Origin of the sequence: Mycobacteroides sp. H003, from assembly GCF_001440135.1 — a bacterium.
GTDB lineage: Bacteria > Actinomycetota > Actinomycetes > Mycobacteriales > Mycobacteriaceae > Mycobacterium > Mycobacterium gwanakae.
In genome coordinates, this window is sequence record NZ_LJYL01000034.1 from 1088651 (window position 1) to 1114660 (window position 26010).

Annotated in this window: 26 protein-coding genes; 11 read left to right on the top strand and 15 right to left on the bottom strand. The window is 64.3% G+C overall.

All coding sequences use genetic code 11. The features are described 5' to 3' along the window. Positions 1-37: 37 nt before the first annotated feature. On the bottom strand, positions 38-1615 hold the full coding sequence (locus AOT87_RS25320; RefSeq protein ID WP_057967258.1) for a carboxyl transferase domain-containing protein: 1578 nt from the start codon (positions 1613-1615) through the stop codon (positions 38-40). A gap of 101 nt (positions 1616-1716) precedes the next feature. Between AOT87_RS25320 and AOT87_RS25325 the strand changes: the two genes are divergently transcribed. Then, on the top strand, positions 1717-2319 hold the full coding sequence (locus tag AOT87_RS25325; RefSeq protein WP_057965514.1) for a TetR/AcrR family transcriptional regulator: 603 nt from the start codon (positions 1717-1719) through the stop codon (positions 2317-2319). On the opposite strand, the gene AOT87_RS25330 is transcribed toward AOT87_RS25325, so the two are convergent. The 3 genes from AOT87_RS25330 to AOT87_RS25340 all read right to left on the bottom strand — a co-directional run bounded on the left by AOT87_RS25330 (position 2316) and on the right by AOT87_RS25340 (position 4711). Then, positions 2316-2618, bottom strand: coding sequence for a metal-sensitive transcriptional regulator (locus tag AOT87_RS25330; RefSeq protein ID WP_030097375.1), 303 nt, complete (start codon positions 2616-2618; stop codon positions 2316-2318). The genes AOT87_RS25325 and AOT87_RS25330 overlap by 4 nt on opposite strands. Before the next feature lie 6 nt (positions 2619-2624). Continuing rightward, the gene (locus tag AOT87_RS25335) at positions 2625-3254 is read right to left on the bottom strand and encodes a DUF305 domain-containing protein (protein WP_057965515.1); all 630 of its coding nucleotides are present in this window, start codon (positions 3252-3254) and stop codon (positions 2625-2627) included. A gap of 74 nt (positions 3255-3328) precedes the next feature. Beyond that, complete coding sequence (locus AOT87_RS25340) at positions 3329-4711, bottom strand: wax ester/triacylglycerol synthase family O-acyltransferase (RefSeq protein ID WP_078284797.1); 1383 nt, start codon at positions 4709-4711, stop codon at positions 3329-3331. A 109-nt stretch (positions 4712-4820) separates the two neighbouring features. On the opposite strand from AOT87_RS25340, the gene ilvD reads away from it, so the two are divergent. Continuing rightward, the gene (ilvD, locus tag AOT87_RS25345) at positions 4821-6524 is read left to right on the top strand and encodes a dihydroxy-acid dehydratase (protein WP_057965516.1); all 1704 of its coding nucleotides are present in this window, start codon (positions 4821-4823) and stop codon (positions 6522-6524) included. On the opposite strand, the gene AOT87_RS25350 is transcribed toward ilvD, so the two are convergent. Continuing rightward, positions 6521-7333: an SDR family oxidoreductase gene (locus tag AOT87_RS25350; RefSeq protein WP_057967259.1), complete on the bottom strand. Its 813-nt coding sequence runs from the start codon at positions 7331-7333 to the stop codon at positions 6521-6523. The two genes, ilvD and AOT87_RS25350, sit on opposite strands and share 4 nt — an antisense overlap. Positions 7334-7383: 50 nt before the next feature. After that, the gene (locus tag AOT87_RS25355; protein WP_109365485.1) at positions 7384-8109 is read right to left on the bottom strand and encodes a TetR/AcrR family transcriptional regulator; all 726 of its coding nucleotides are present in this window, start codon (positions 8107-8109) and stop codon (positions 7384-7386) included. Between the two features lie 86 nt (positions 8110-8195). On the opposite strand from AOT87_RS25355, the gene AOT87_RS25360 reads away from it, so the two are divergent. Then, the gene (locus AOT87_RS25360) at positions 8196-9914 is read left to right on the top strand and encodes an aldehyde dehydrogenase family protein (protein WP_057967260.1); all 1719 of its coding nucleotides are present in this window, start codon (positions 8196-8198) and stop codon (positions 9912-9914) included. A 4-nt stretch (positions 9915-9918) separates the two neighbouring features. Here AOT87_RS25360 and AOT87_RS25365 read toward each other — a convergent pair whose 3' ends face one another. Beyond that, positions 9919-10365: a hypothetical protein gene (locus tag AOT87_RS25365; protein WP_057965519.1), complete on the bottom strand. Its 447-nt coding sequence runs from the start codon at positions 10363-10365 to the stop codon at positions 9919-9921. Positions 10366-10465: 100 nt separating this feature from the next. Between AOT87_RS25365 and AOT87_RS25370 the strand changes: the two genes are divergently transcribed. Then, positions 10466-11110 carry an O-methyltransferase gene (locus tag AOT87_RS25370; RefSeq protein WP_057967261.1) on the top strand — a complete coding sequence of 215 codons (645 nt, stop codon included), beginning with the start codon at positions 10466-10468 and terminating at the stop codon, positions 11108-11110. Here the strand turns inward: AOT87_RS25370 and AOT87_RS25375 are convergent. Both AOT87_RS25375 and AOT87_RS25380 read right to left on the bottom strand, forming a co-directional pair. Then, a complete protein-coding gene (locus AOT87_RS25375) occupies positions 11107-11646 on the bottom strand; it encodes a TIGR04338 family metallohydrolase (RefSeq protein WP_075908922.1) in 540 nt (179 codons plus the stop codon). The two genes, AOT87_RS25370 and AOT87_RS25375, sit on opposite strands and share 4 nt — an antisense overlap. Next, the gene (locus AOT87_RS25380) at positions 11643-12395 is read right to left on the bottom strand and encodes a DUF2786 domain-containing protein (protein WP_030097385.1); all 753 of its coding nucleotides are present in this window, start codon (positions 12393-12395) and stop codon (positions 11643-11645) included. Before AOT87_RS25380 ends, AOT87_RS25375 begins: the two co-directional genes overlap by 4 nt. A 137-nt stretch (positions 12396-12532) precedes the next feature. Here AOT87_RS25380 and AOT87_RS25385 point away from each other — a divergent pair, with 137 nt between their 5' ends. Further along, positions 12533-13786 carry an oxygenase MpaB family protein gene (locus AOT87_RS25385; RefSeq protein WP_276203759.1) on the top strand — a complete coding sequence of 418 codons (1254 nt, stop codon included), beginning with the start codon at positions 12533-12535 and terminating at the stop codon, positions 13784-13786. A gap of 13 nt (positions 13787-13799) precedes the next feature. On the opposite strand, the gene AOT87_RS25390 is transcribed toward AOT87_RS25385, so the two are convergent. Continuing rightward, complete coding sequence (locus tag AOT87_RS25390; protein WP_078344344.1) at positions 13800-14618, bottom strand: alpha/beta hydrolase; 819 nt, start codon at positions 14616-14618, stop codon at positions 13800-13802. 80 nt (positions 14619-14698) lie between these two features. On the opposite strand from AOT87_RS25390, the gene AOT87_RS25395 reads away from it, so the two are divergent. After that, a complete protein-coding gene (locus tag AOT87_RS25395; protein WP_057967262.1) occupies positions 14699-16393 on the top strand; it encodes a DUF3556 domain-containing protein in 1695 nt (564 codons plus the stop codon). Positions 16394-16434: 41 nt separating this feature from the next. After that, entirely contained in the window at positions 16435-17409 is a 975-nt protein-coding gene (locus tag AOT87_RS25400; protein WP_030097389.1) for a sigma-70 family RNA polymerase sigma factor, read from the top strand. Positions 17410-17466: 57 nt separating this feature from the next. Here the strand turns inward: AOT87_RS25400 and AOT87_RS25405 are convergent, their stop codons facing one another. From AOT87_RS25405 to AOT87_RS25425, 5 genes are all read right to left on the bottom strand, one after another. Next, positions 17467-18945, bottom strand: a complete 1479-nt coding sequence (locus tag AOT87_RS25405; protein ID WP_057967263.1) for a M1 family metallopeptidase — start codon at positions 18943-18945, stop codon at positions 17467-17469. Positions 18946-19019: 74 nt separating this feature from the next. Beyond that, positions 19020-19421, bottom strand: a complete 402-nt coding sequence (locus AOT87_RS25410) for a glyoxalase (protein ID WP_057967264.1) — start codon at positions 19419-19421, stop codon at positions 19020-19022. A gap of 71 nt (positions 19422-19492) precedes the next feature. Continuing rightward, entirely contained in the window at positions 19493-19918 is a 426-nt protein-coding gene (locus AOT87_RS25415) for a DUF3137 domain-containing protein (protein WP_131727313.1), read from the bottom strand. A gap of 227 nt (positions 19919-20145) precedes the next feature. Then, positions 20146-20757 carry a LemA family protein gene (locus tag AOT87_RS25420; RefSeq protein WP_057965525.1) on the bottom strand — a complete coding sequence of 204 codons (612 nt, stop codon included), beginning with the start codon at positions 20755-20757 and terminating at the stop codon, positions 20146-20148. Positions 20758-20766: 9 nt separating this feature from the next. Then, complete coding sequence (locus AOT87_RS25425) at positions 20767-21450, bottom strand: DUF3137 domain-containing protein (protein WP_057967266.1); 684 nt, start codon at positions 21448-21450, stop codon at positions 20767-20769. Positions 21451-21563: 113 nt separating this feature from the next. Between AOT87_RS25425 and AOT87_RS25430 the strand changes: the two genes are divergently transcribed. The 4 genes from AOT87_RS25430 (at position 21564) to AOT87_RS25445 (ending at position 25987) form a co-directional block, all read left to right on the top strand. Continuing rightward, the gene (locus AOT87_RS25430; RefSeq protein ID WP_057967267.1) at positions 21564-23111 is read left to right on the top strand and encodes a long-chain-fatty-acid--CoA ligase; all 1548 of its coding nucleotides are present in this window, start codon (positions 21564-21566) and stop codon (positions 23109-23111) included. A gap of 49 nt (positions 23112-23160) precedes the next feature. Continuing rightward, on the top strand, positions 23161-23901 hold the full coding sequence (locus AOT87_RS25435; RefSeq protein ID WP_057967268.1) for a glucose 1-dehydrogenase: 741 nt from the start codon (positions 23161-23163) through the stop codon (positions 23899-23901). A gap of 141 nt (positions 23902-24042) precedes the next feature. Next, a complete protein-coding gene (locus AOT87_RS25440; RefSeq protein WP_057967269.1) occupies positions 24043-25167 on the top strand; it encodes an NDMA-dependent alcohol dehydrogenase in 1125 nt (374 codons plus the stop codon). A 73-nt stretch (positions 25168-25240) separates the two neighbouring features. After that, positions 25241-25987 carry a pirin-like bicupin family protein gene (locus AOT87_RS25445; RefSeq protein WP_057967270.1) on the top strand — a complete coding sequence of 249 codons (747 nt, stop codon included), beginning with the start codon at positions 25241-25243 and terminating at the stop codon, positions 25985-25987. The last annotated feature ends 23 nt before the right edge of the window (positions 25988-26010 follow it).

Below are 26010 nucleotides of genomic sequence, written 5' to 3' on the forward strand. Positions count from 1 at the left end.
CACCTCCCGCTTGCGGGGGAGTACCCCCACATCACTGTCACATCCGGAAGACGCCGTAGGAAACGGGTTCAAGTGGTGCGTTGGCGCAGATTCCGAGCGCCAGCCCGAGCACTGTGCGCGTGTCGGCAGGGTCGATCACGCCGTCGTCCCACAGCCGCGCTGTCGAGTAGTACGGATTACCTTGCCGTTCATACTGTTCGCGTATGGGCGCCTTGAACGCTTCCTGCTCGTCCTCGGTGAACTCCTTGCCCGACGCCGCGCTTTGATCGGCGCGCACCGTCGCAAGCACCGAGGCGGCCTGCTCACCGCCCATCACCGAGATGCGTGCATTCGGCCACATCCACAGGAACCGCGGCGAGTACGCGCGCCCGCACATCGAGTAGTTGCCGGCCCCGTAGGAGCCACCGATGACCACCGTCAGCTTCGGAACGCGCGCACACGCGACGGCGGTGACCATCTTCGCCCCGTGCTTGGCGATGCCGGCGGCCTCGTAATCGCGGCCCACCATGAATCCGGAGATGTTCTGCAGAAACACCAGCGGTATGCGTCGCTGATCGCACAGTTCGATGAAATGCGCCGCCTTCATGGCACTTTCGGCGAACAGCACCCCGTTGTTCGCGATGATTCCGACCGGGTGGCCGTGCAGCCGTGCGGTTCCCGTGACGAGCGATTTTCCGTACTCCGCCTTGAACTCGGTGAAGGTGCCGCCGTCCACGAGCCGCACGATCACCTCGTGGACGTCGTAGGGGATGCGCGGATCAGTGGGCACCACGTCGTACAGGGTGCCCGGATCGCGCTCTGGGGCAATTGTTTCGGTAATCGGCCAGGGCGCCTCGACCTTGGGCGCTAGCGTCGACACGATGCGGCGCACGATCCGCAATGCGTCCTTGTCATCGGCTGCCAGATGATCGGTCACACCCGAGGTACGCGAATGCAGGTCGCCGCCGCCGAGCTCCTCGGCGGTCACCACCTCACCCGTGGCGGCCTTCACCAGCGGCGGGCCACCCAAGAAGATCGTGCCCTGCTTGCGCACGATGACGGCTTCGTCACTCATCGCCGGCACGTACGCGCCACCGGCGGTGCAACTACCCAGCACCGCCGCGATCTGCGGAACTCCCTTGGCGCTCATGGTGGCCTGGTTGTAGAAGATCCTGCCGAAGTGCTCGCGATCCGGGAACACCTCGTCTTGCTTGGGAAGAAAGGCGCCACCGGAGTCCACCAGGTAGATACAGGGGAGCCGGTTCTGTAGCGCGATTTCCTGGGCGCGCAGATGCTTCTTGACCGTCATCGGGTAGTACGTGCCGCCCTTGACCGTCGCGTCGTTGGCGGCAATCACGCATTCGCGCCCCGAGACGCGGCCGATGCCGGCGATCATGCTGGCTCCGGGCGCATCGTCGTCGTACATGCCGTTCGCCGCCAGTGGTGATAGCTCCAGGAACGGGCTGCCCGGGTCGAGCAGCGCCTCGACGCGGTCGCGCGGCAGCAGCTTGCCGCGGTCCACGTGCCGCTGCCGGGACTGTTCACTGCCGCCGAGCGCGGCGCGTGCGAGCCGCTCCCGCAGCTCGCCGACCAGTCGGGCATGCTCGGCCCTGTTCTGCTCACCAACCAGAGTCATACCCAGCTCCGAAGTCTGAAGTTTCAGTTAATGAGGATTAACTTGAATTAAGATAATCTCCATTAACTGATTTGTCTAGAGCGCGCCGCCGAGGAGGTGTGATGACCAACCTGGTACCCGAGTCGGAAACCCCGAACAAACGCGAACGTGCCAAAGCCGATCGCCGGGATCAGCTGCTGCAGGCCGCAGCCCGGCTGGTGGCCATGCGCGGATATGCGCGGGTGCGCCTGGAAGATCTCGGCTCGGCCGTGGGGATTAGCGGCCCGGCGATATACCGGCACTTCCCCAACAAGGAAGCCCTGCTGGTGGACCTGCTCACCGACGTGAGCCGCCGGCTTCTCGCCGGGGGAACCGATGTCGTCGAGGCGGCAGCCGGAGCGTCAGAGGCACTCTCGGGTCTCATCGATTTCCACCTCGACTTCGCGCTCAACGAGAGCGATCTGATCCGGGTGCAGGACCGCGATCTTGACTCGCTACCGGAAAACGCACGACGTCAGGTGCGCCAATATCAGCGCCGGTATGTGGAGGCCTGGGTCCAGGTGCTGTGCCAGATCGATGGTGAACTCGACGAGTCGGATGCGCGTATCAAGGCGCATGCCGCGTTCGGCCTGATGAACTCCACGCCCTACAGCGCCGGTCGATCAGCGCCCACTCAGACGCGAGCGGTGCTGCGGCAGATGGTGGTTGCCGCGCTCGGCTCCTAGCTGCGAACCAGCCGGGCAATCGCCGCGGAGGCCTCGGCCAGTTTCTCGTCGGCGTCGGCGCCGCCAGAGGCAACGGCATTGGAGACGCAGTGACCGAGGTGCTCGTCGAGGAGCCCAAGCGCGACCGAGCGCAGCGCGCTCTGCGCGGCGCTGATCTGGGTCAGCACGTCGATGCAGTACTTGTCCTCGTCGATCATCTTGGCGATGCCACGCACCTGCCCCTCGATACGCAGGAGCCGCTTGGCGTAGTCATCCTTTTTCAGCGAGTAACCGTGTGGAGTCGAAGTCTTGGTGCTCATGTCCATTTATCCCTTGAGGAGGCCTTGCATCGTGTCGATCTCAGGCTGCTGATTATCGATGATCTTTTGCGCCAACTGCTTTGCCGAAGGGTACTGGCCTCCGGAGAGTTCCGCATTCGACATGGCGACGGCACCCTGATGGTGAGCGATCATCGACTGCAGCCACAGCTGGTCGAAAACCTCGCCGTTGAGGGTCTTCATCCGGTCCAATACCGGCGTGTCCACCATGCCAGGCATGTGTCCGGCGGGGTCATGCCCCTCCGGTATGAGCGGCTGACCCCAGCTGGTGAGCCACTCGGTGAAGGTGTCGATCTCGGGCTGCTGTGCCGTCTGAATGTTGTTCGCGAGCTCCAGTACCGCCGGGTTGGCGGTGCGCCCCTCGGTCAACTTCGACATCTCGACGGCCTGCTGGTGATGCATGATCATCTGCTGGGCAAACGTCACATCAGCGTCGTTGTGATCGGACGGAGCCGTCGCGGGGTTGGTATCGAGGGTCGTCGTCATGCCCGGCATGCCGGAATGACCTGAATGCTCGGACTTCGTCTCATCACCCTTTTTGTCCGAGCTACACGCTGACAGAATCAGCACCGCAGCAGCAGCGCCGGCAAGGATCGCAGTCCGAGTTCGGTTTCGCATGCCACTATCGTAGCTCAGATACCCCCGTAGGGTACGAGATCGCGAGAGGGTATACCCCTCGCGGGTACAACGCGCTAAACGACGGACTCCTCCAGCTGGGTCAGCGCCTCCTCCAAATGGGTCAAAATCCGCTGCAGATGCGGCACGCTGGTGCGGCACCCGGTCAATCCGAAGTGCATCGCCGACCCGCTGCTGGTGCACGTAATGTTCAACGCCACTCCGTCGATCGGAATCGACGCCGGATAGCACCCGTCCATCTCGAACCCGTTCCAGAACATATCGGTGCGGGGGCCCGGGACATTAGAAATGATCACGTTGAATGCGGGAGCCGCCCGGTCCACCAAACCCGGGACGGCGCCGCTCAGCGCAGGAGCTCCATTGAGCGCGCCAACCAGCATCCGCTGCATGGGTGTCATCTCCGAGAGCACCGACTTGGCGGCCTGCACCGAGTCGCGGATCGCACTGAACCGCTCCAGCGGATCGGGCTTGTCGGTCGCCAGGTTGGCCAGCAGCGCGGTGATCGAGTTCCCCGCGTTCTGGTCCCCCTCGGCCCGGATCGACACCGGGCACATCGCGATGAGCGGCTTGTCGGGTAGCGCGTTCTGCTCCTCCAGATACGTGCGCAACGCACCGGCGCACATGGCCAGCACCACATCGTTGACGGTTCCCCCCAGGGCTTTGCCCGCCTCCTTGATCCGTGTCATCGACCAGGTTTGCGCCGCGAAGCGCCGGGCGCCTCCGATCGAGACATTCAGCATGGTGTGCGGGGCCGACAACGGCCTGACGAGCTGTGGGTCCGACAGCGCGTGGCGTCCGTACTTGAGCAGACCGGGCGGAATCGACACAACCTGCCGCACGGCACCGGCGGCTCCCTTGACGAGGTCCAGCGCCGAGGTGTTGGTGGTGCTCACGATGCTGCTCTTCGCGCGCCGCTTGGCCGGGGCCCACACGGCCTGGCAGTCGCGCGCATCGGGATCATCGGAGAGCGAGCGCATCATCATGCGCAAGGCACCGACACCGTCGATGACGGCGTGGTGCATCTTCGTGTAGACAGCCAGACGCCCATCCGAAAGCCCTTCCACCACATGCATTTCCCATAGCGGCCGGTGCCGGTCCAGCGGGGAGCTGTGCCACCGTGAGGTGACGGTCAGCAGTTCACGCACCCGTGCCGGGCGCGGCAGCGCCGAACGGCGCACGTGGTACTCCCAGTCGATCTCGTCGTCGATGATCCAGGTGAGGTTGCCCATCACCGCCAGCGGCTGCCCGGGTCGTTTGCGGAAGTCCGACGACACCTCGGTGGTGGACATCAGCTGTTCGTAGAACACCTCGGCATAATCCGGGCCTGCATCAACGGGCGGTTTGAACAGCTGTAGGCCGCCGACGTGGAAGGGATGTTCCCGCGTCTCCCCGATGAGAAACATCGAGTCGCTGACCGGCATGAATGGCATGGCGGTCATGCTGCCACTTTGCTCGGCTTCCGGAGGCGGAATCCGCAGCGATGAGCTGCTGGCGCGAAGAGCGAATCCCCTTTGACCGGCTAAGTAGCCGCCGGGGATACTTAGGCGCATGTCAGCCCACGACGCACCTGATATCAAGCCGCGTAGTCGCGACGTCACCGATGGTCTGGAGAAGACTGCCGCCCGCGGGATGCTGCGCGCCGTAGGCATGGGCGACGACGACTGGGTGAAGCCACAGATTGGCGTCGGTTCGTCGTGGAACGAGATCACCCCGTGCAACATGTCGCTGCAGCGCCTGGCCCAGTCGGTCAAGGAGGGTGTGCACGCGGCCGGAGGTTATCCGCTGGAGTTCGGCACCATCTCGGTGTCCGACGGCATCTCGATGGGCCACGAGGGCATGCACTTCTCGCTGGTGTCCCGCGAGGTCATCGCCGACAGTGTCGAGACCGTGATGCAGGCGGAGCGGCTGGACGGCTCCGTGCTGCTGGCCGGATGCGACAAGTCCATCCCCGGGATGCTCATGGCCGCGGCGCGTCTGGACCTGGCCTCGGTGTTCTTCTACAACGGTTCGATCATGCCCGGCAAGGCCAAGCTGACCGACGGCACCGAAAAGGAAGTCACCATCATCGACGCCTTCGAGGCGGTCGGTGCGTGCGCACGCGGTCTGATGTCGCGTGAGGACGTCGACATCATCGAACGCGCCATCTGTCCGGGCGAAGGAGCCTGTGGCGGTATGTACACCGCCAACACCATGGCCAGCGCCGCCGAGGCACTCGGCATGTCGTTGCCGGGCAGTGCTTCTCCCGTCGCCATCGACAAGCGTCGCGAGGAGTACGCACGCAAGTCCGGGGAGGCCGTTGTCGAGATGTTGCGCCGCGGGATCACCGCGCGCGACATCCTCACCAAGGAGGCCTTCGAGAACGCCATCGCCGTGGTGATGGCGTTCGGCGGGTCCACCAATGCGGTATTGCACCTGCTGGCCATCGCCCGTGAGGCAGAGGTGCCGCTGTCCCTGGATGACTTCACCCGCATCGGCCACAAGGTTCCGCACCTGGCCGACGTGAAGCCCTTCGGCCGTCACGTGATGAAGGACGTCGACGAGATCGGCGGCGTGCCCGTGGTGATGCGCGCGCTCCTGGACGCGGGCCTGCTGCACGGCGACTGCCTGACGGTCACCGGCAAGACCATGGCCGAGAATCTCGCACACATCGCGCCGCCGGACCCGGATGGCAAGGTGTTGCGCGCCATGAACAACCCGATCCACCCGACAGGTGGCATCACCATCCTGCACGGCACACTGGCGCCGGAGGGCGCCGTGGTCAAGTCGGCGGGCTTCGAGTCCGATGTTTTCGAGGGCACTGCAAGGGTTTTCGAGCGGGAGCGGGCAGCACTCGACGCCCTGGAGGATGGCACCATCACGCACGGCGACGTCGTCGTCATCCGCTACGAGGGCCCCAAGGGCGGGCCCGGTATGCGCGAGATGCTGGCCATCACCGGTGCGATCAAGGGTGCCGGCCTCGGCAAGGACGTGCTGCTGATGACGGACGGCCGATTCTCCGGCGGTACCACCGGTCTGTGCGTCGGGCATATCGCGCCCGAGGCCGTCGATGGTGGCCCCATCGCCTTCGTCAAGGACGGTGACCGTATCCGCCTCGACGTTGCCAACGGAAAGCTGGATCTCCTGGTCGACGAGTCCGAACTTGCCTCGCGCCGTGAGGGATTCGAACCGTTGCCGCCGCGGTACAAGACCGGGGTGCTGGCCAAGTACACCAAGCTGGTGCAGTCGGCTGCTGTCGGAGCGGTCTGCGGCTAAGCCTTCCGGCCTCTCTTGAGCGCGGGATGGCTACGCGCCACCATGCGGGTGAGTAATCCGCGCGGAAGCAGATGGTTGGCGGCTGCGCCGATGCGGTTGGCCAGCCCGGGCACGATCACCGTCTTGCCCGCTGTCAATCCATCGACCGCCGTCCTGGCAACGGTCGCCGCGTCCACCCACATGACCTTGGGCATCGCGGCTTCGGCGTCCTCGTCGGAGATTCCCACCGCCGCACCGAATCCCGTCTTCACTGGACCCGGACACAGCGTGGCGGCGCGGACGCCTGTCCCGCGCAGCTCTTCATTCAGCGCGTGGGTGTAGGAGACCACGAATGCCTTCGCGGCCCCATAGGCGGCTTGCCCGGGCAGCGGGCCGAAGGCGCCGACCGAGCCGAGGTTGAGCACGACCCCTCTGCCGCGTGCCACCATCTGCGGCACAAAGCGCGAGCAGAGATCCACCACCGCACTGACGTCCACCTCCACCAGGTTGAGCTCGGCGGCGGGGTCGGATTCGGCCACGGGCCCCGCCGTACTCAGCCCGGCGTTGTTCACCAGCACGTCAACCGCGAGTCCAAGCCGCGCCACGCGCTGAGGCAATTGAGCGCGCTCCTGGGCATTCGAAAGATCAACGGGCAGTATGTGAGCAGACGGTCCCAGGCTCTCGGCCAGCCCACGTAGCCGATCGGCACGCCGCGCCACCAGCACCACGGGATAACCACGCCGCGCGAATTCTCGTGCGAGTTCTTCGCCAATGCCCGATGAGGCTCCGGTGATCAAGACTGCGGCGTCGGCGCGCGGGGAGGGAAGCACCTACTGAGCCTATGTCGCTGGCGATGCGGCGACATCAGAAATCTTCGGCGCTACGGGAGGCGTGCGGGATCTCGGTAACGCTGCACGTTCCGAGCGATTTCCCCGGGTTCTGGCAGTGGCTCCTCGCTATCGAGGTAGACACCGCCCGCACGCAAGCTGTCCTCCACGATGAGCCAGATGCGCCGAACCAGGCTCTCGATCAACCGTTCTTGTGAGGTCTGCCCTGGCTGGTCCAACCAGTAACTCACCGAGGTCTCGGCCATCCCGACAATGCCCATCGCCAGCAGCTCGGCATCGGTGTCAACCCCGAACGCTTCGAGGTACACCGCAAATACCCGCGAAAGATGCAGTCCTGCAGACATTTTGATATCGGCAATGGCATCGGGCGCATCCGAGCCCTCCGAAAGTGAGCATCGCGCAAGATACCGATACAGGTTGCGGTGCCCAACCAGGAAACGGACGTACGCACCGATACCTGCCTCGATGATCTGTGCCATCGAGCCGAGCGGCTGCCATACGGGTGCAAGCTCAGCGATGATCATGTCGCCGGCCCGCCGAGCCACGGCGCGCTGTAAGTCCGCGGCGCCGTCGAAGTGCCGGTAGAGCTTTGTTCGGGTGACCCCCACATAGACCGCGATCTGCTCCGTGGACGTCTGCGGACCGTGCTCGGCAATGGCGGCAAGGGCGGCCTCGACGAACTCGGCCCGGCGCCGTTCGCGCTGGCCATCCCACCTGCCAGCTGGGAGTTCTTGGCTGTCGGGCTGCACGAAGCTCACTCTAGCAATGGGGTGGTACGTCACGTACCATGTGACCCACCGAACACATCACCACCCGACTTCGATTAGAGCGCGAGCTGACATCCATGACCGACGTACAGATCGAATCCCCCGTCGACCAAGCCCTGCAGGACTTGACCGAAGGCGAAAAGGCCTGGGCCAAAACCTCGTTGGCAGATCGTTTGCGCTTGTTGGCGGACACCCGCCAGCGCGTGATCGACAATGCGCACCAGTGGGTGCAGGCGGCGGCATTCCAGATCAAGAAGCTCGACCCGGAATCTCCCCTGGTCGGCGAGGAATGGATCTCGGGCCCGTACGCCGTGGCGGGGGCCATCGCTTCCCTGATCGCCAGCCTGGAGCAGCTCCAAGCTGGGCAAAGCCCGCTTCAAGGCGCCGAATTCGGTGTCACTCCCGGCGGTCGTACGACGGTTTCGGTGTTGCCGCTCAACATCTTCGACAAGCTGCTGCTGTCCGGGTTCAGCGCTGAGCTGTGGTTGCAGCCCGGCGTGGATAAGGCCGAGGCGTTGCGCACAGCCGGCCTGGCGCAGCGTGACCCCAGCCGCACCCAAGGTGTCGGCGCGGTGCTCGGCGCAGGCAACATAACCTCGATCGCGCCCCTGGACACCCTGTACGAACTTTTCGCGAATAACCGCGTGGTGGCCCTCAAGCTCAACCCCATCACCGATCCACTGCTGCCTGTGTTCACCCAGGTGCTGCAGCCCTTCATCGCGATCGGCGCGGTACGCATCCTGACCGGCGGCGCCGATGTCGGCACCTATCTGGTGCACCATCAGCTGGTCGATCACGTCCATATGACCGGCAGCTCGGTCACCCACGACGCGATCGTGTTCGGCACCGGAGAGGAAGGCGCGCAGCGCAAGGCCGCCAACCAGCCGGTCCTGGACAAGGCCATCACCAGCGAACTCGGCGGGGTTTCGCCGACCATCGTGGTACCCGGCCAGTGGAGCTCCTCCGATATCGAGTTCCAGACCCGGCACATCGCCACCCAGCGGTTACACAACAACGGCTACAACTGCATCGCCTCGCAGGTCGTGGTGCTCTCGAAGGCATGGCCGCAGCGCCAAGAGTTCCTCGCCGCGCTGCGCAAGGCCGTCGACGAGGCGCCGTCCCGTCCTGCCTACTACCCCGGTTCAGATGACCGGGTGGCCGGTGCGCAACAGTCCTACCCCGACGCCGAGCGCCTCGGACAGAACGGCGCGCGCGTGCTCGTGGTCGATCCGGAGGACCGCACGGCTCTGCTGCGTACCGAGTACTTCGGGCCCGTCCTGGGCGTCATCGAACTCGATGTCGCCAATGACCCGGACGGAGCCCTCTTCCTGCAGGAGGCCGCACGGGTGGCCAATGACGAGTTCGTCGGAACGCTCGGCGTGAACGTGCTCGCGCACCCCGACACCATCAAGGCGCTGGGATCGCATTTCGACACCTTGGTCGAAGACCTGCGGTACGGCACCGTCGCGATCAACGCCTGGACCGGGGTGGGGTATCTGACCCCCTCCGCGACGTGGGGCGCATTCCCCGGCCACGTGCTCAACGACGTACAAAGCGGGATCGGCGTGGTACACAACGGCTTCCTGGTCGAGAAGCCGGAACGTACCGTGGTCCGCGGCCCCTTCCGGCCGTTCCCTCGGTCCTTTGCACATGGCGAATGGGCCCTGTCCCCGAAGCCACCGTGGTTCGTGAGCAATGCCACAGCGGCGGGCACTGGCGAACTGCTGGTGGACTTCGCCGATAAGCCCAGCCTGCTGAAAGTGCCTCGGATCTTCATCTCCGCGCTACGCGGCTGAGGTCTTACGACGGCCACCTGACGGTGGTCGTCGGGGTGAATATCCTCGTGGGACTAATTCGCGGGGACTTAGGCGTAGGAAACCGCCATGGTGTGGGTGGTTTAGGCGGCACATAGGCGAAAATATCGATGAAGTACGCGATTCCGCCGACGAGGCTGACCAGACCACACACAAGCAAGATCAAATCCCACGGATCGAATGTCGCCGTGCCCGATTCCGCGGCCATGTACACGTACAACACCCGGATAAACACGATGATCAACGAAGCTCCGCCGATCACGGCGAAAATCGAGAAGCACGTGTACAGAAGGGCCTTGTGATGGGAGCCGCCTGCGTAAGCGACGGCGTTGCCCCAGCGACTGGCCATGAGCGTGCCCAAGCCGAGTATGGCCGGGACACTAACACCGACGACGATTTTCCCGAGCACATCGCGATAGTCGACAAGCGCCATTACCGACTCCTTCGGCCGCGACGACAGCGGGTTAGGTGTTAATACCACGCGATTCACGCCCGCGACTCAAAATCCAGGAAACGAGCGTACCCTCACGGAAGTGACTCTCTCCCAATCAGTGTGGACCGACACCGACCAGTACCTGGAGCGCACAGTCGCTACCGATGCCGCCGAGCTGGACCATATTCGGCAGGCACAAGACGACGGTGGCCTGCCGGATATCGCGGTATCGGCCACTCAGGGCAAATTCCTGTACCTGTTGGCGACGATCGCCAAGGCCAGCCGCGTGCTGGAGATCGGCACGCTCGGCGGGTACAGCACCGCGTGGCTGGCCAAGGCGGTCGGACCCGAGGGCGCCGTCGTGACGCTCGAGTACGAGCCCAAGCATGCCGCCGTGGCTCAGGCGAGCCTGGAGCGCGCCGGACTGGCCGAACAGGTCGAGATCTTGGTGGGTAGCGCCCTCGACAATCTTCCGTCGGTCCAGGGGCCGTTCGATCTGGTCTTCATCGACGCCGACAAGGCCAACAATCCCAACTACCTGGGCTGGGCATTACGACTGACCACAGCGGGGTCGGACATCGTGGTAGACAACGTGATTCGCTGGATCTCCGAAGACGGACCGAACGCCGAGGGGACGCGGGACGCGCTGGAACTACTGGGGTCCAACCCACGCCTTGATGCCACCGCGCTGCAGACGGTGGGCGTCAAGGGCTGGGACGGGCTGGCGATCGCCGTCGTGCGTTAGCGCGCTCCCTCGCGGGCATAGACGGTGCGCAGAACGAACTCCACCTCCGGCCCCATGGCCAGCCCCGCCAGTTCCGGATAAAGGGCCACGAAATCGTGCCCGTGCGCCGGAGCGTCGTGCGGGCACAGGTGATGCGCCAGCTCATGCAGGATCACCAGTTCACGCATGGCCCAGGCGCTTCCGTTGCGATCGTCGGGAACGGCGATGGCCGCCCGGTCTCCATCACGCTCGTAATGGGCGGCCGTCGCTCCCCGCCGGGCACGCACCGTGACGGGTCCGGCAGACCATCTGGTCGCGACGAGGGCCAGCACGTCGTCGACGTAACGCTGCACCGATTCGACCGACGCGAACCGCGCTTCGGGCGGCAGGGTCAACCTGGTGCCGAAGAAATCGATATCCCGTTGGCTGTGGCTGGCCGCGCGCTCGAACATGGTGCGCACAAACTCTTCGGCCGCGTATACCTTGGCGCGCTGGGTGTCACGCGGATGAGCCGTCCGCGTGACGGCATCCGACTGAGGCCGTGACTGATCGCTCAGTTCTGCTCCAATGCGCCACGCGCACCTGCCAGTTCGGGACTGTTCCCAAGCCTCGCCCGGCGGCCCGCACGATCACCCGCACGCCGGGCGTGTGAGGAATAACCGGCCTGTGCGCTCACCGCACGCCACTGACCGCGGGCCGTCGAGGCACCCTTGTAGAAGTCTCGCAGCTCGATGTCTTTGTCACGCAATACCAGTTCGGTTCCCGTGCCCCGTTTCTCGGTCTTGACCGCCTCGGCGCGCGCCTCCTGCCGCGCGTCGGCCAGCCGCTGCCCCACCCGTGTACCGAAGGCCAGCTGGAAGTTCAGGCGGGCCGTGATCGTCGGCGTGGGCCGGTGCGCACCCGAACCGATGTACGTATCCGAGGCCCTGACCATCTGGACCACCAAACTGGCGTAGAGCGCGTGGACGGCGTCGATGTCCTCGGCGAAGCCATAGGCATATACGTACGTCGAGTTTGATGCGACATCACACGTGACGTCATTGGCGCCGGCGATCAACGCGAACAGGTTGACGTAGGTCCGCAGGCCACGGGTGCCCGCCTCACCGATGGTGATGGTGCGCTGGGTGGGCCGCGCCTGGGCGTCTCGTTTGGCCGAGTGCGCACGGGCGACCGCCAGGTCGATCGAGGTCGCGGTGGCAAGGCGCTGCGCCGCCGCCATGAAGGCCTCGGCTTCATGGGCGTTGTCCGTGCCCTCGGCCTGGCGGAGCAGTGCGGCGATCCGCGAGAGCTGCTTGTCCTCTGTCACGAAGGCCAGATTAGGCGAGCGCGGGGACATGCGACCGCGGCAAGCATCACCCCCACTTCTGACAACCTCTGTTGTCAAGTCGTTCGAGTTGTGTTTCGATAGCCGCACATGAGACATACGGAGATACCGGAGGCCGCGTGACCATTCAGGAAAATGCAGTACTGCCTGCGGCTTACGCGGAAAATCTCGCACATCCCGCACACACAGGGCTGCGCAACACCCTGCGCCGTTGGACGGGATTCGATCTCACCCCATCCGAAGAGGTAGTCCGCCAATACGGGGCCGGCCTGTGGATAACCGATCCGGTCGCCGAGAGCTTCGTTGAGGAGGTCTACTACGGGGAGATCGGCCCGGAGCGCGGCCGCGCGTTACTGGAGCGCGCGCTCAGCGAGGGAATCGACGCCGTCGAGGAGGCACCGGAGTCGATGCGGGCGTTGTTCGCCGAATTCGACACGCTGCCACCGTGGGCCGATCCGCAGCTCATCGAGGCCGGTGCTGCCGTGTGGCGGCGGTGGGGCTATGACATGGGCTCCATCGCCAACGCCGGCACCATGGACACCTACACCGAGGGCTGGCTGGCGACCCCCCTGTCGCTGGCCGGTGGTTATGCGGGCCAGGGCGCGATGCACCGGCATCTCGAGACCAGCCGGTGGTGGCTGGAATGCGCACGACCCGGCGCCGCCCTGGACCGATACTCGGTTGCCCGGCAGATCACCATGAAGATCCGCGTTATGCATGTCTCGGTACGCCGCGGGGTGCGCAAGCATCCCGAGTGGCGCCGCGAGCAATGGGGCGAGCCCATCAGCCAATCAGAGATGCTGCTGACACTTATCGCCGGCAGCGTGGCGCCCGGGCTCGGCCTGTGGGCGGTCGGCTATCTCACCACACGATCGGAAATGATTGCGGCCCTGCATTTTTGTCGATACCTGGGATACCTGCTCGGGGTGCGCTGTGATGACATCTATCCCAAGACAGTCGCCGATGCGGTACGGATCCTGTACCACTTCGACGCCACCCGCGCCTACGACGGCGGTGACGCCTCACGTGAACTCGTGGAGTCCTTCGTCCCGTCGTTCACGCCGAGTCCCGACTCATCACCGGCCAATCGGCTCCGGGGCCTGTTCCATCTGCAACTGCAGGCGGGTTTCACACGGCTGTTCATGCTGCCGTGGAACCGCCGGCTCTATCGGATTCCCAATGGCTGGCTGGGCACCGCGGCACTCGTCGCCCGTGCCCCGTTTGTCGCCGCGATCGAGCTGGCGCGCCATGCCGTCCCGGCGGTAGACCAGCGCTGGCAGCGGGGCAAGATGCGGCGCTGGGAGCACTGGATCGACTGGCAGTCCGGCGCCCACACCCACGACTTCCAAGACCTGTCCGCCATGCGGCGGTAGCGGCGGCCGCGCGTCAGAGCCGGGCGTCGATCCAGGACAGCACCTCGTCGAGCACGAGTTCCTTCTCGAACTCGTTGAAGATCTCGTGGTACAGGCCCTTCCAGATCTTCAGCGTCGCATCGGGCGCGGACTCGGACAGCCACACGCTGCCTTCGGGCGCGGTCAGCCGGTCGTCTCCTCCGTGCATCGTCAGCACCGGGCGCCGCAGACCGGCAGCGCGCTGCCGCATCGTCTTCCCCACCCCCAGCAAGGCCCGGCCGATGCCCGCGGGCACCCGACCGTGATGCACCAGCGGATCGGCGTTGTATGCGGCAATGATCGCCGGGTCATGGGAGATCGCGTTGACATCGAGCTTCTGCACCGGCAGCCCGGGCGCCAGACGCCCCACCACCGGAGCCACCAGCGTCAGCACGTACGGCAATCCGACCTGCGCGGCAATCGCAGGCCCCGAGAGCACCATCAGGTCGTAACGGTCCTGGTGGTCCACACCGTAGGCGAAGACGATGCCACCGCCCATGCTGTGCCCGAGCACAATTCGCTTGAGGTCGGGGTACTCGCGTGCCGCGATGTCCACCAGGGTGCCGAAGTCGTCGGTGTACTCGGAGATGTCCCGCAGATACACGCGCTTACCCCCGGAACGACCATGACCACGGTGGTCCAGGGCGTACACCAGGTACCCGGCATCATTGAACCGCTGGGCGACGTGGTCGTACCGCCGCGCATGCTCGCCGAAACCGTGCGAGAGCACGACGACGGCACGCGGCGGTCTCTCCGGCGTCCAGGTGTCATAAACAATCCGCACGTTGTCGGCGCCGTCGAAGGCGCGCTGCACCCGAGATCCACTCACCCCGAAAACTCTACGGAACCGCCGAACCTGCCATCCTCAACTAGAACACGTTCTAGTGTGGGGCCATGGGATTCCTCAAGCCCACACTGCCCGTCGTCGATATCGCCGAATGGAGCAAGGGCACCCGCGCCGAGAAGATACGTCCGATGGCCCGGCACTGGGCCGAGGTGGGCTTCGGGACACCGGTGGCCTTGCATCTCTTCTACGTCCTGAAGATCGGCCTGTACATCCTTGGCGGCTGGCTGTTCGCCATGGTCTCGACCGACGGAGTCGGGCCCGCCGACTGGTCCGCACCCATCGTCTTCCAGAAGGTGGTGCTCTACACCATGCTGTTCGAGGTCATCGGCCTCGGCTGCGGCTTCGGCCCGCTCAACAACAGGTTCTTCCCTCCCCTGGGTTCAATCCTGTACTGGTTGCGTCCCAGCACCATTCGCCTGCCGCCCTGGCCACGCATCCCCCTCACCCGAGGCAGCGCGCGAACCCCCGTGGACGTGGTGCTGTACGCCGCCTTGCTGGCCATGCTCCTGGTCGCGTTGTTCTCCCAGCCCGCACCGACGGGGCTGCTGCCCCTCTGGCCGGTCGTCGCCATCCTCGGATTGCTGGCCATCGCCGGCCTGCGCGACAAGGTGATCTTCCTGGCGGCCCGCGGCGAGGTGTACGGCGCCCTCACCGTGACATTCCTCTTCACCGGGGCCGACATGATCGTCGCCGCCAAACTGATCTTCGTCGTCATCTGGATGGGTGCGGCAACGTCAAAACTCAACCACCACTTCCCCTTTGTCATCTCGACGATGATGTCCAACAACCCGCTCATCCGCGCCAAACGGCTCAAGCGGGCGTTCTTCGAGAAGTTCCCCGACGACCTGCGCCCCGGACGGCTCTCCCGCGTCGTCGCACATCTGAGCACCGCAATCGAGATGCTGGTACCCATCGCACTGTTCTTCAGTCACGGCGGCTGGGTCACCACGGTCGCCGCCATCGTGATGGTGTGCTTCCACTTGGGCATCCTCACCGCCATCCCGATGGGTGTGCCGCTGGAGTGGAATGTGTTCATGATCTTCGGCGTGCTGTCGCTGTTCTTCGCGCACGCGAACATCGGTCTGCGCGATATGGAACACCCCGTGCCCGTGCTTGCCCTATTCGCCCTGAGCGCCGGGGTGGTTGTCACGGGAAACCTGTTGCCCCGCAAGATTTCCTTCCTACCCGGCATGCGCTACTACGCCGGCAACTGGGATACCACACTGTGGTGCATCAAACCGTCCGCCAGCGCGAAAATCGACAAAGGCATCGTGGCGATCGCGAGCATGCCGCAGGCCCAGATGGAGCGCTACTACGGCACCGACCAGGCACCGCTGCTCATGTACATCGGCTATGCGTTCCGCGCCATGAACACGCACGGCCGGGCCATGTTCACGCTCGCGCACCGGGCCATGGCGGGCCCGAGTGGTCGCGACCGCGAAGATGACTACGTCATCACCGACGGCGAACGGATCTGCAGCACGGCGATCGGCTGGAACTTCGGCGACGGGCACATGCACAACGAGCAGCTGATCGCCGCGATGCAGGAGCGGTGCCAGTTCGAGCCGGGTGAGGTGCGCATCGTCTTGCTCGATGCCCAGCCCATCCATCGTCAAACCCAGCAATATCGACTCGTGGACGCGGCCACCGGCGAGTTCGAGAGCGGCTACGTTCGGGTGGCCGACATGGTCAACCGTCAGCCCTGGGATGACGAGCTGCCAGTGCACGTCAACACCCGGTAACCGGCTGACACGTGTCGGTGGACGCGACTATTGTCGCCCCCGTGACGGCACAAGCCATCGAGGATGAATTTCTTTCGCACACCGAACAATATCGGCGCGAGATTCTGGCCCACTGCTACCGGATGACGGGCTCCATCCACGATGCCGAGGACCTGGTGCAGGAGACCTACCTGCGCGGCTGGAAGGCCTACGAACGGTTCGAGGGCAAGTCGTCGGTGCGCACCTGGCTGTATCGGATCGCCACCAATACCTGTCTGACGGCGCTGGAAGGCAAGCAGCGCCGTCCGTTGCCCACCGGACTGGGAGCCCCCAGCGCCGACCCGCTCGCCGAGTTGGACGAGCGCACCGAGATCCCGTGGCTCGAGCCACTGCCCGATGACGCGACCGATCCGGCCAGCATCGTGGGTTCACGGGAGTCGGTCCGCCTGGCGTTTGTCGCCGCACTGCAGCATCTACCCGCCAAGCAGCGCGCGGTGCTGGTGCTGCGCGAGGTGCTGCAGTGGAAAGCCCAGGAGGTCGCCGAGGCGATCGGCTCCACCACCGCCGCGGTGAACAGCCTGCTGCAACGTGCCCGTGCACAGCTGCAAGAAGTGTCGCCACGGGAAGAGACCCTGCTGGAACCCGAGGACCCGATGCTGCGCGAGCAGCTCCGCCAGTACATCAACGCATTTGAGCGCTATGACGTCGATGCGATCGCGAAAATGTTCACCACCGAAGCGATTTGGGAGATGCCACCGTTCACCGGTTGGTATCAGGGCGGGCAGAGCATCGCCACACTCATCAAGGAACAGTGCCCGGCCGAGCACGCCGGCGATATGCGCCTGCTCGAGACGTCAGCCAACGGGCAGCCCGCCATCGGCCTCTACATGCGCGAGGGCGACGGGGTGCACCGCCCGTTCCAGATGCACGTGCTGGACGTCACCCCCGACGGCGTAGCCCATGTGGTGTGCTTCTTCGACATCTCACTGTTCGAGAAGTTCGGTCTCCCAACCGAACTCACCGAACTCGAAACCTAGGTTGTGGCGGGTTCGTCTCGCCTTTTCGCGCCACAACCTCGGTCTCGGCGTAGCCGCTTACCGTTGAGCGAGGCTCCCCGGGAATAGGTACTGGTCCGCGGGGCGGGTGGTGCTGTGGAACCACGCGGTGAAGAATCCGGAGAGGTCCTTACCGGTGACCTTCTGCACGTACGCCTCGAACTGCGGCCAGGTCGCATTGCCCCATTTGTGCACCGACGGCCATGACCGCAGAATCTGCAGGAACGGCCCGTCCCCGATGGTGCGGCGCAGCGCATGAAGTGCCAGCGGGCCCTTGCCGTACACACCGAGCGGGTTGAAGACCTCGTCCGCATTGCATTCGGCAGCGTCCGGGCACATGTCGTAGAGCAGGTTCCCCCACACCTTGTCCTCATCCCAGATCTTCTCGACGGTCTCGCGATAGTGCTTGTCGATGGACTTACCTTCCTTCTCCTCCGACCACATCCACGGCAGGTAAGAGGCGAAGCACTCGTTGAGGCAGATATCGCGCCACTGCTCGACCGACACCACGTCGCCGTACCACTCGTGGGTGTTCTCGTGCACCACCACCGACAGTCGCTTTTCCTCCTCGGTATCGCGGCTGAACGTGTAGTACGGGCGGGTCTGAGTCTCCAGGGCGCTGAATGAAATGTCCTCGCGCATCGGGTCGGCGAAGATGCCGCCCGCCGCGACATGCGGGTACTTGCCCAGTTTGGATTCCAGGAAACTGAGCACCTCGGGCAATCGTGCCTCGGCGTTACCGGAGCCGGCGTCGGGCGCAAACGCGCTCACCACCGGAGTACCACTGGGCAAGGTGGACCGGAACACCGAGAAATGATCCACCGCGAACGGAACCAGGTACATGGCAACGGGATTCGGCTCATTCCAGGTGGTGGTGGTCCAGCCGCCGGACTCGGTGGCTTTGCCTTCCCGGCCACCGCCCACGGCCACCCACGAGGACGGCACCGTCGCGGTGAGTTTGAACGGCGCTTTGTTCACCGGGGTGTTGTTTGACGGGTACCAGTTCTCGGCACCGTCGGGTTCACCGCCCTTGGCATAGCCACCGCTGGTGCTGCGTACCCAACCCGCCAGCGCGCCGAGACCACGTTCCTTGGCCTCCTGTTGCTCGTTGAACGCGTACGTGACCGTGGTCGTGAAGGAACTTCCGGTGCGGATGCCCTTGTCCGGCGTGACAGTCATCTCGTGCTCGCCGCTGAATTCGGTGGCGGCCGGCCGGCCGTCCACGGAGGCCGTCACCGTTCCCAGATCCGAGAAGTCCAGGTTGAAGCTCGACAGGTTCTGGGTGGCGGCCGCGCGGATCACCATCGTGCCGTTCACATCGGTGGTCTCCGGATCGAAACGCAGCGTCAGGTCGTACTGGGTGACCCGGTAGCCGCCGTTGCCATCCTGCGGAAAGTAGCTGTCGATCCCGTTGGGTGATCCCGGGGTGAAGACGTCGGTCGCCTGCGCGGGGGCCACGCCACCACCGATCACGAGCGCCGCCAGAGCGGCCGGGATCCCGAGAGTCTTGAAAATCATGTGAGCCTTACGTAGAGCGGGCCCCTGTGACCCTGATGAACGACTCTACGTAAGGCAGCACCGATCGCGGGTAGCTACTGCAGGTGTGCCGGATCCATCCAGCTGACCTCCCACACGTGTCCGTCCAGGTCGCGGAACGACCGTCCGTACATGAAGCCAAGTTCCTGCGCCGGCATCCAATCCACCCCACCGGCAGCAAGCGCCGCATCCGTCAGTTCGTCGACACCCTCGCGGCTGTCGGCCGAAACGCAGAGCAGCACTTCACGATTCTTGGACGTGTCGGTGATGTCGTCGGCGATGAAACCGCGGAATCGTTCTTCCTCCAGCATCATCACCCAGCTCTGTTCGTTGACGACCATGCAGAGGGTGTTCTCGTCGCAGAACTGGTCGTTGAAAGAGAAGCCGAGGTGATCGAAGAACTTACGACTGGCCGCGGCATTGGCGATGGGAAGGTTGACGAACAGCATGCGGGACATCGGGTCTCCTCAGTGCGTAGACGGCGGCGTTTCCACCGTTCATCAGTACCGACCACCCGGAGTCCGGAAACTCATCGCCGCTCCCATGCGTACTCGGGAACGGCGCGCAGAATATCGATCAGGTGCCGCACGTGCGGCTCAACCCATTCTGGCCTGAGCGCCTCCCACCTCCAGGTAAACAGGTTGGAATTATCGAACCTCATCGGCAGTTGAAACCGCCGGTCGGTCAGCATGCGGTGCATGGTGCTGGGATTCAGTACGTCGTAGGCGAATCGGTTGTTGTTGGTGCGGATGTGAAAGCGCCGATTGAAGTCCTCCGACTCCAACTTGAGATCCCCGAGCCCCATGGCCTCCTTCAGTCCGGACAGCGCCCCTTCGGGAGTCACCACCAGCATGTTCGGCGACGGCGGAGTCCGCACACACGTCACCATAGCGGTGTAGGTGACCTCGGAGTTCTCCGATGAGTCGCCCGTCCGATACGTGTAGGTGAACGACACGAAGGGCGCCCCTTCAATGACACCGCGAATCACGTCCGTCGCGGATCTACTGTGTCCCAAACCAAATGGCGCATGGGCCGAAAGCCTGACGAGACCGGGTTCATTCTCGGCGAAACTCCATCCCCGCCCGGACGCGAAGGACCACAACCACGCCGAGCGCCGTTGACGATTCCGCTGAACTGCCTTGAACAACCACACGCCCAGCAGCACAAGTCCAGCGCACTCACCTACTGCTGTGGAGGTGGATTCAGTCGGTCGAAGGCTCCGCGAATGTTGGGCACCTTTCGCGCCGCTGGATCGTCAAGCTCGAAGTAATCGGCCGCGGTGAACCCGAACCATTTCGCCACAATGTTGGAGGGGACCGTCTGGACCTTCGTATTGAGCGCACGCACATTGCCGTTGTAGAAGCGCCGGCCCGCCGCGATGCGATCTTCGGTATTGGCGAGCTCGCCCTGAAGTGCGACGAAGTTCTGAATCGACTGCAGCTGTGGGTAACTCTCGGCGATGGCGAAGAAGCGCCCCAAGGCTCCAGAGAGCTGCTGCTCGGCCTGGGCCTGAGCCGTCACGCCCTGATGTGTGGCGGCCGCGTCGCGGGCAAGGTTGCGCGCAGCGGTCACCTGCTGCAAGGTATCTCGCTCGAATTGCGCTGCCGTGCTGGCTACTTCAACGAGGTTGGGAATGAGGTCATGGCGTCGCTGGAGTTCGACATCGATCTGCTTCCACGCTTCCTGGACCAGATTGCGGATCCTGACGAAACCGTTGTATGTGGTCAGGAGCCAAAGTCCAATCGCCAGCGCGAAAAACACCGCCACGACGATGACAATCAGAAGTGGAGTCATTTCCTTCTCCTAGTGTTGTTCCCACGCATACGCCGGGATTGGTTCAACGGTATCTATCAGGTACTGCACCTCGCTGGCGATCCTCTGCTCATCGAGCTTGCCGCGGCGCCAGGTCAGCAGTCTCCCGTTCTCGAATCGCAAGGGCTGCGAATATCTTTGGTCGGCCAACATCCGCTCCATGGCCCGCGGATTGAGCACGTCATACGCAAACCGCTCCGGATTGGCCTTGACGTTGAACCGCTTGTTGAACTCGTCCGATTCGAACTCCAGATCCGTAAACCCCACCGCACGAGCGAGTCCCGCGAGTAGGCCCTCGGGCTTGATCTCGAGCCGATACGGCGACGGAGGCGTGACGAGGCAGGTCACCATGAAGTAGTAGGTCTCGGTGCTCCGCTGGTCACCACTGCCGGTGGTCACCTTGTATATGTACTGGAATGACACGAATTCGTGACGGCCAATGCTGCCGTTGAAGACGTCTTGAAACCTGCGGCTATGCCCCTGCCCGAAGGGCTCATCATGGGACAGCCCCAGCAGGCTCTGGTCCTCGGCGGTGTACGTCCAACCGTGCGCCTGGGCCCAGGCGCTCAGGGCGGCGATTCTCTTCTGCCGCATCCGGGACGAAAGAAACCACACCCCCGCAAAGACCAGCACGAAGAGAGCGACACCCGTCGCGATCAGCAGCCCCTCAGACACGATCCCCCCTCGCTAACCGTTGCCCCTGCACACATCGTACCGGGACACCGAGCATTGCCTGTTAGCTCGACGAATTCCACACTCGAGACAGCCCAGGACGGCAAGATCGGGGTATGCAATTCACCCAGTGGCTGCACCGTGCCCTACAGCAGGACCCGAACCGCCCCATCACGATCGATCAGGGTCGGGAACGCACCGTGGAGCAGTTCGCCGACCGTGTCGCCCGGCTGGCCGCGGGGCTTGCATCGCTCGGCGTCCAACCGGGCGACCGCGTGGGCATGCTGTCGCTGAACTCCGACCGTTACGTCGAATACCTCACCGCGGTGCCGTGGTTGGGCGCCGCACTGAACGCCGTCAACATCCGCTGGAGCCTTGCCGAGATCGGATATTCCCTGCGCGAGTCCGGCACTCGTGTGCTGCTGGTCGACGACGTGTTCAAGGCTGCCGCCGCGCCCTTGCGCACCGCGTGTGCATGCCTGGACACCGTCATCTACTGCGGTGACGGTCCGACACCCGACGACATGACCGGGTATGAGCACCTCCTGGCCGCACACGAACCCATCGGCGACACCCGCACCGGGGGCGCTAGCCTGCTGGGCGTCTTCTACACCGGCGGGACCACCGGAAACCCCAAGGGCGTCATGCTGTCTCACGACAATGTGTTGACGTCGGCGATGGGGTCGCTGTCCACCGGCAACTTCCTCACCCGGGGCGGCCGCCTACTGCATTCGGCACCGATGTTCCACATGGCCGACTTCAGCGCCGTGATGGCGGGGAACCTGTCCGGTTCTACGCACGTGATCATCCCGTCGTTCACTCCGCAGGGCGTGCTGGATGCCATCGTCGAACATGACGTTCAGGACATGCTCTTGGTACCCACCATGATTCAGATGCTGGTGGATCATCCGGCGGCCGCCGAGCTCGACCTCAGCGGCATCCGCGGAATCACGTACGGCGCCTCGGTCATCTCCGAGGCGGTGTTGCAGCGCGCCAAGCAGGTGTTCCCCAACGCGCGATTCACCCAGGCCTACGGGATGACCGAGGTCTCTCCCGTGGCGACACTGCTACTACCCGATGATCATGACGACCCCGCGCTGCTGCGCTCGGCGGGACGCGCGGCGCCGCACTGCGAGGTCAAGATCGTCGACCCGGACGACAACGAGGTGCCTCGCGGCGAGATAGGCGAGGTAATCGTCAAGGGCGACAACGTCATGCTGGGTTACTGGGAACTGCCCGATGAGTCGGCAAAGGCCATCCGCGGCGGGTGGATGCACACCGGCGATGCCGGCCGGATGGACGACCGGGGCTACGTATACATCGTCGACCGCATCAAGGACATGGTGGTGACCGGCGGCGAGAACGTCTACTCGGCCGAGGTGGAGAATGCGCTGGCCAAGCATCCGGCGGTGGCGGCATGCGCGGTGATCGGTATCCCCGACGAGCAGTGGGGTGAACGCGTGCACGCCGTAATCGTCAAACAGACGGAAGCCGTGTGTTGCGACAGCGACTTGCAAGAGCACTGCCGCGCGCACATCGCCAACTACAAGGTTCCTCGCAGCTTCGAGTTCGTCGACGAGCTTCCCCTGTCGGGAGCAGGAAAGATTCTCAAACGAGTTCTCCGCCAGAAATATTGGGAGAAACGAGACGCCGGCGTCTCCTGAGATACCTGGTGTACGGTGGCGCCCACGTCGACCGACAAGGAGACATCGCATGGGACGCGTCACCGGGAAAATTGCTCTGATCAGTGGAGGAGCACGTGGGATGGGCGCCGCCCATGCGCGCGCCCTCGTCGACGAGGGCGCCCACGTGGTGATCGGCGACCTTCTCGACGAGGCCGGTCAAGCCCTAGCCGCCGCCCTGGGCCCGAGTGCTCACTACGTGCACCTGGACGTCACTGACAAGCAGCAATGGATCGATGCCGTCGCGGCCACTAATACGACGTTCGGACCGGTGAATGTGCTCATCAACAACGCGGGTATCGCCAACGGCAACCTGCTCACGGACTTCGAGCTCTCCGAGTGGCAACGCATCCTCGATATCAACCTGACGGGCACATTCCTGGGTTGTCAGGCGGTAGCGCAGACGATGATCGACAACAAGGCTGGGTCGATCATCAACATCTCGTCGGTTGAGGGCTACCGCGGCAGCCCCGGCCTGCACGGCTACACCGCGACGAAATTCGCGGTGCGCGGGCTGACCAAGTCGGTTGCACTCGAGCTGGCACCGCACGGCGTCAGGGTGAACTCCGTACATCCCGGACTCATCCGGACCGAAATGACGGCGGGTATCCCGGAAGACTTTCTACAGATCCCGCTGGGCCGGGCGGCGGACCCCGCCGAGGTCTCGGCTCTGGTTCTTTACCTGGCCAGCGACGAGTCCTCCTACTCGACGGCAGCGGAGTTCCTCATTGACGGCGGCCTCATCGCAGGCGTTCCGCACAAGACCTCATAATCATGCATAGATAGTCGTCAGAGCCCCTCTTGGCTCGCTGACCACGCGCTTTTAGAACGCGTTTCACTTTTCGCCCAAAGCCGCTATCCTCGTCCACGAGAGTGATCTGGTTCACGTGTATCTGGAAGGACTAGCCAGTCAATGAAGACAAAAGGCGCGCTGATTCGCGAGCTCAACAAGCCGATCGTCGTCGACGACATCACGCTCGGCGATCCCGCTGAAGGCGAAGTTCAGGTCCAGTTGCACGCCGCCGGCATGTGCCACTCCGATTACCACGTGCTGACCGGCGCCACCCCGATGGAACTGCCGGTGCTGCCCGGACATGAGGGCGCGGGCGTCGTCACCAAGGTGGGCAAGGGCGTCACCTCCGTCCAGGAGGGCGACCACGTCATCTTCGCCTTCATCCCGGCCTGCGGTAAGTGTCCGCCATGTATGCGCGGCTATCGATCGCTGTGCGACCGGGGCGCAATCCTGCTGGGCGGCAAGGCTATTTCCGACGGCACCAATCGCATCCACACCGGCGACACCCCCGTCTCGGCAATGAACCTGCTCGGCACCTTCTCGCCGTACGCCGTGGTCCACGAGGACTCCGTCGTCAAGATCGACGACAGCGTGCCCTTCGAGTCGGCCGCTCTGCTCGGCTGCGCCGTGCCCACCGGCTTCGGCTCCGCCACCAACATCGCCGAGGTCAAGGCCGGCGAAGACGTCATCATCGTCGGCGTCGGCGGAATCGGCATGAGTGCCTTGCAGGGCGCCGTCGTCTCCGGAGCCCGGTACGTCATCGCGATCGACCCAGTGCCGTGGAAGCGCGAGCAGGCCCTCAAGTTCGGCGCCACCCATGTCTACGCCTCGATGGCCGAGGCCATCATGCCCGTTATGGACCTGACCTGGGGCATCATGGCGCAGAAGACCATCATCACGGTCGGCGAGATGAAGGGCGAATACATCGAAGAGGCCATGATCCTCACCGCCAAGACCGGCACCTGTGTGGTTACCGGCATGGGCGCCATGGTCGACGTGGACGTCAAGTTCAACCTGTTCCTGTTCACCATGTTGCAGAAGACGCTGAAGGGCAACATCTTTGGTGGCGGAACCACACACACCGAGACCCCGCGCCTTGTCGGCCTGTACAAGCAGGGCCTATTGAAGATCGACGAGATGGTCACCACCACCTACAGCCTGGAGCAGATCAACGAGGGCTACCAGGACATGCTCGACGGCAAGAATATCCGCGGCGTCATCAAGTACACCGAAGCCGACTGGTAAGCCGAATCTTTCACCGGCAGTAACGCCACGCAGACGATTCCCCGGATTCTCTGCGTGGCGTTACTGTCGGTATATGGCCATCGACATTAGGCGCGCGAGTGAGCGGCTCGCGACCACAATCTCGTGGCTGGATTCCAAGCACTCGTTTTCCTTCGGCGAGCACTACGACCCGCACAACACCCATCACGGGCTGCTCCTGGTCAACAACGACGACATCGTGCTGCCGGGTGCCGGATTCGACACGCATCCCCATCGCGACATGGAAATCGTCACCTGGGTCCTCCAGGGATCCCTGGTCCACCAGGATTCTGAGGGTAACGCCGGGGTGATCTACCCCGGTCTGGCACAACGGATGTCGGCAGGTACCGGCATCCTGCATTCGGAGAAGAACGACTCCTGGCGGTTGTCCGGAGAGCGGCATAGCGATCCGGTGCGATTCGTCCAGATGTGGGTGACCCCGGATGACTCCGGGATCGATCCCGGTTACCAACAACGAGAGATCGACGCAGAGCTGCTCGCCGGCGGGCTGGTGACCGTGGCCTCCGGAATGCTGCGGCACCGGGATCAGACGGCGATCACCATCGCCCAGAAGAACGCGGCGCTGCACGCGGCCCGTATCCGTGCCGGCAACAGCGTCGAGCTTCCCGCCGCACCCTTCGTGCATCTTTACGTCGCGCGCGGCGCCGTAGCCCTCGAGGGCGCGGGTGAGCTGACCGAGGGGGATGCCGTGCGGCTGACCGACACCGGGGCCGCCCGGGTCACCGCGACCATCGACGCGGAAATCCTCGTCTGGGAGATGCACACCCGTCTGGGCGGCTAGCGCGCCAATCGCGACGCTGCCGA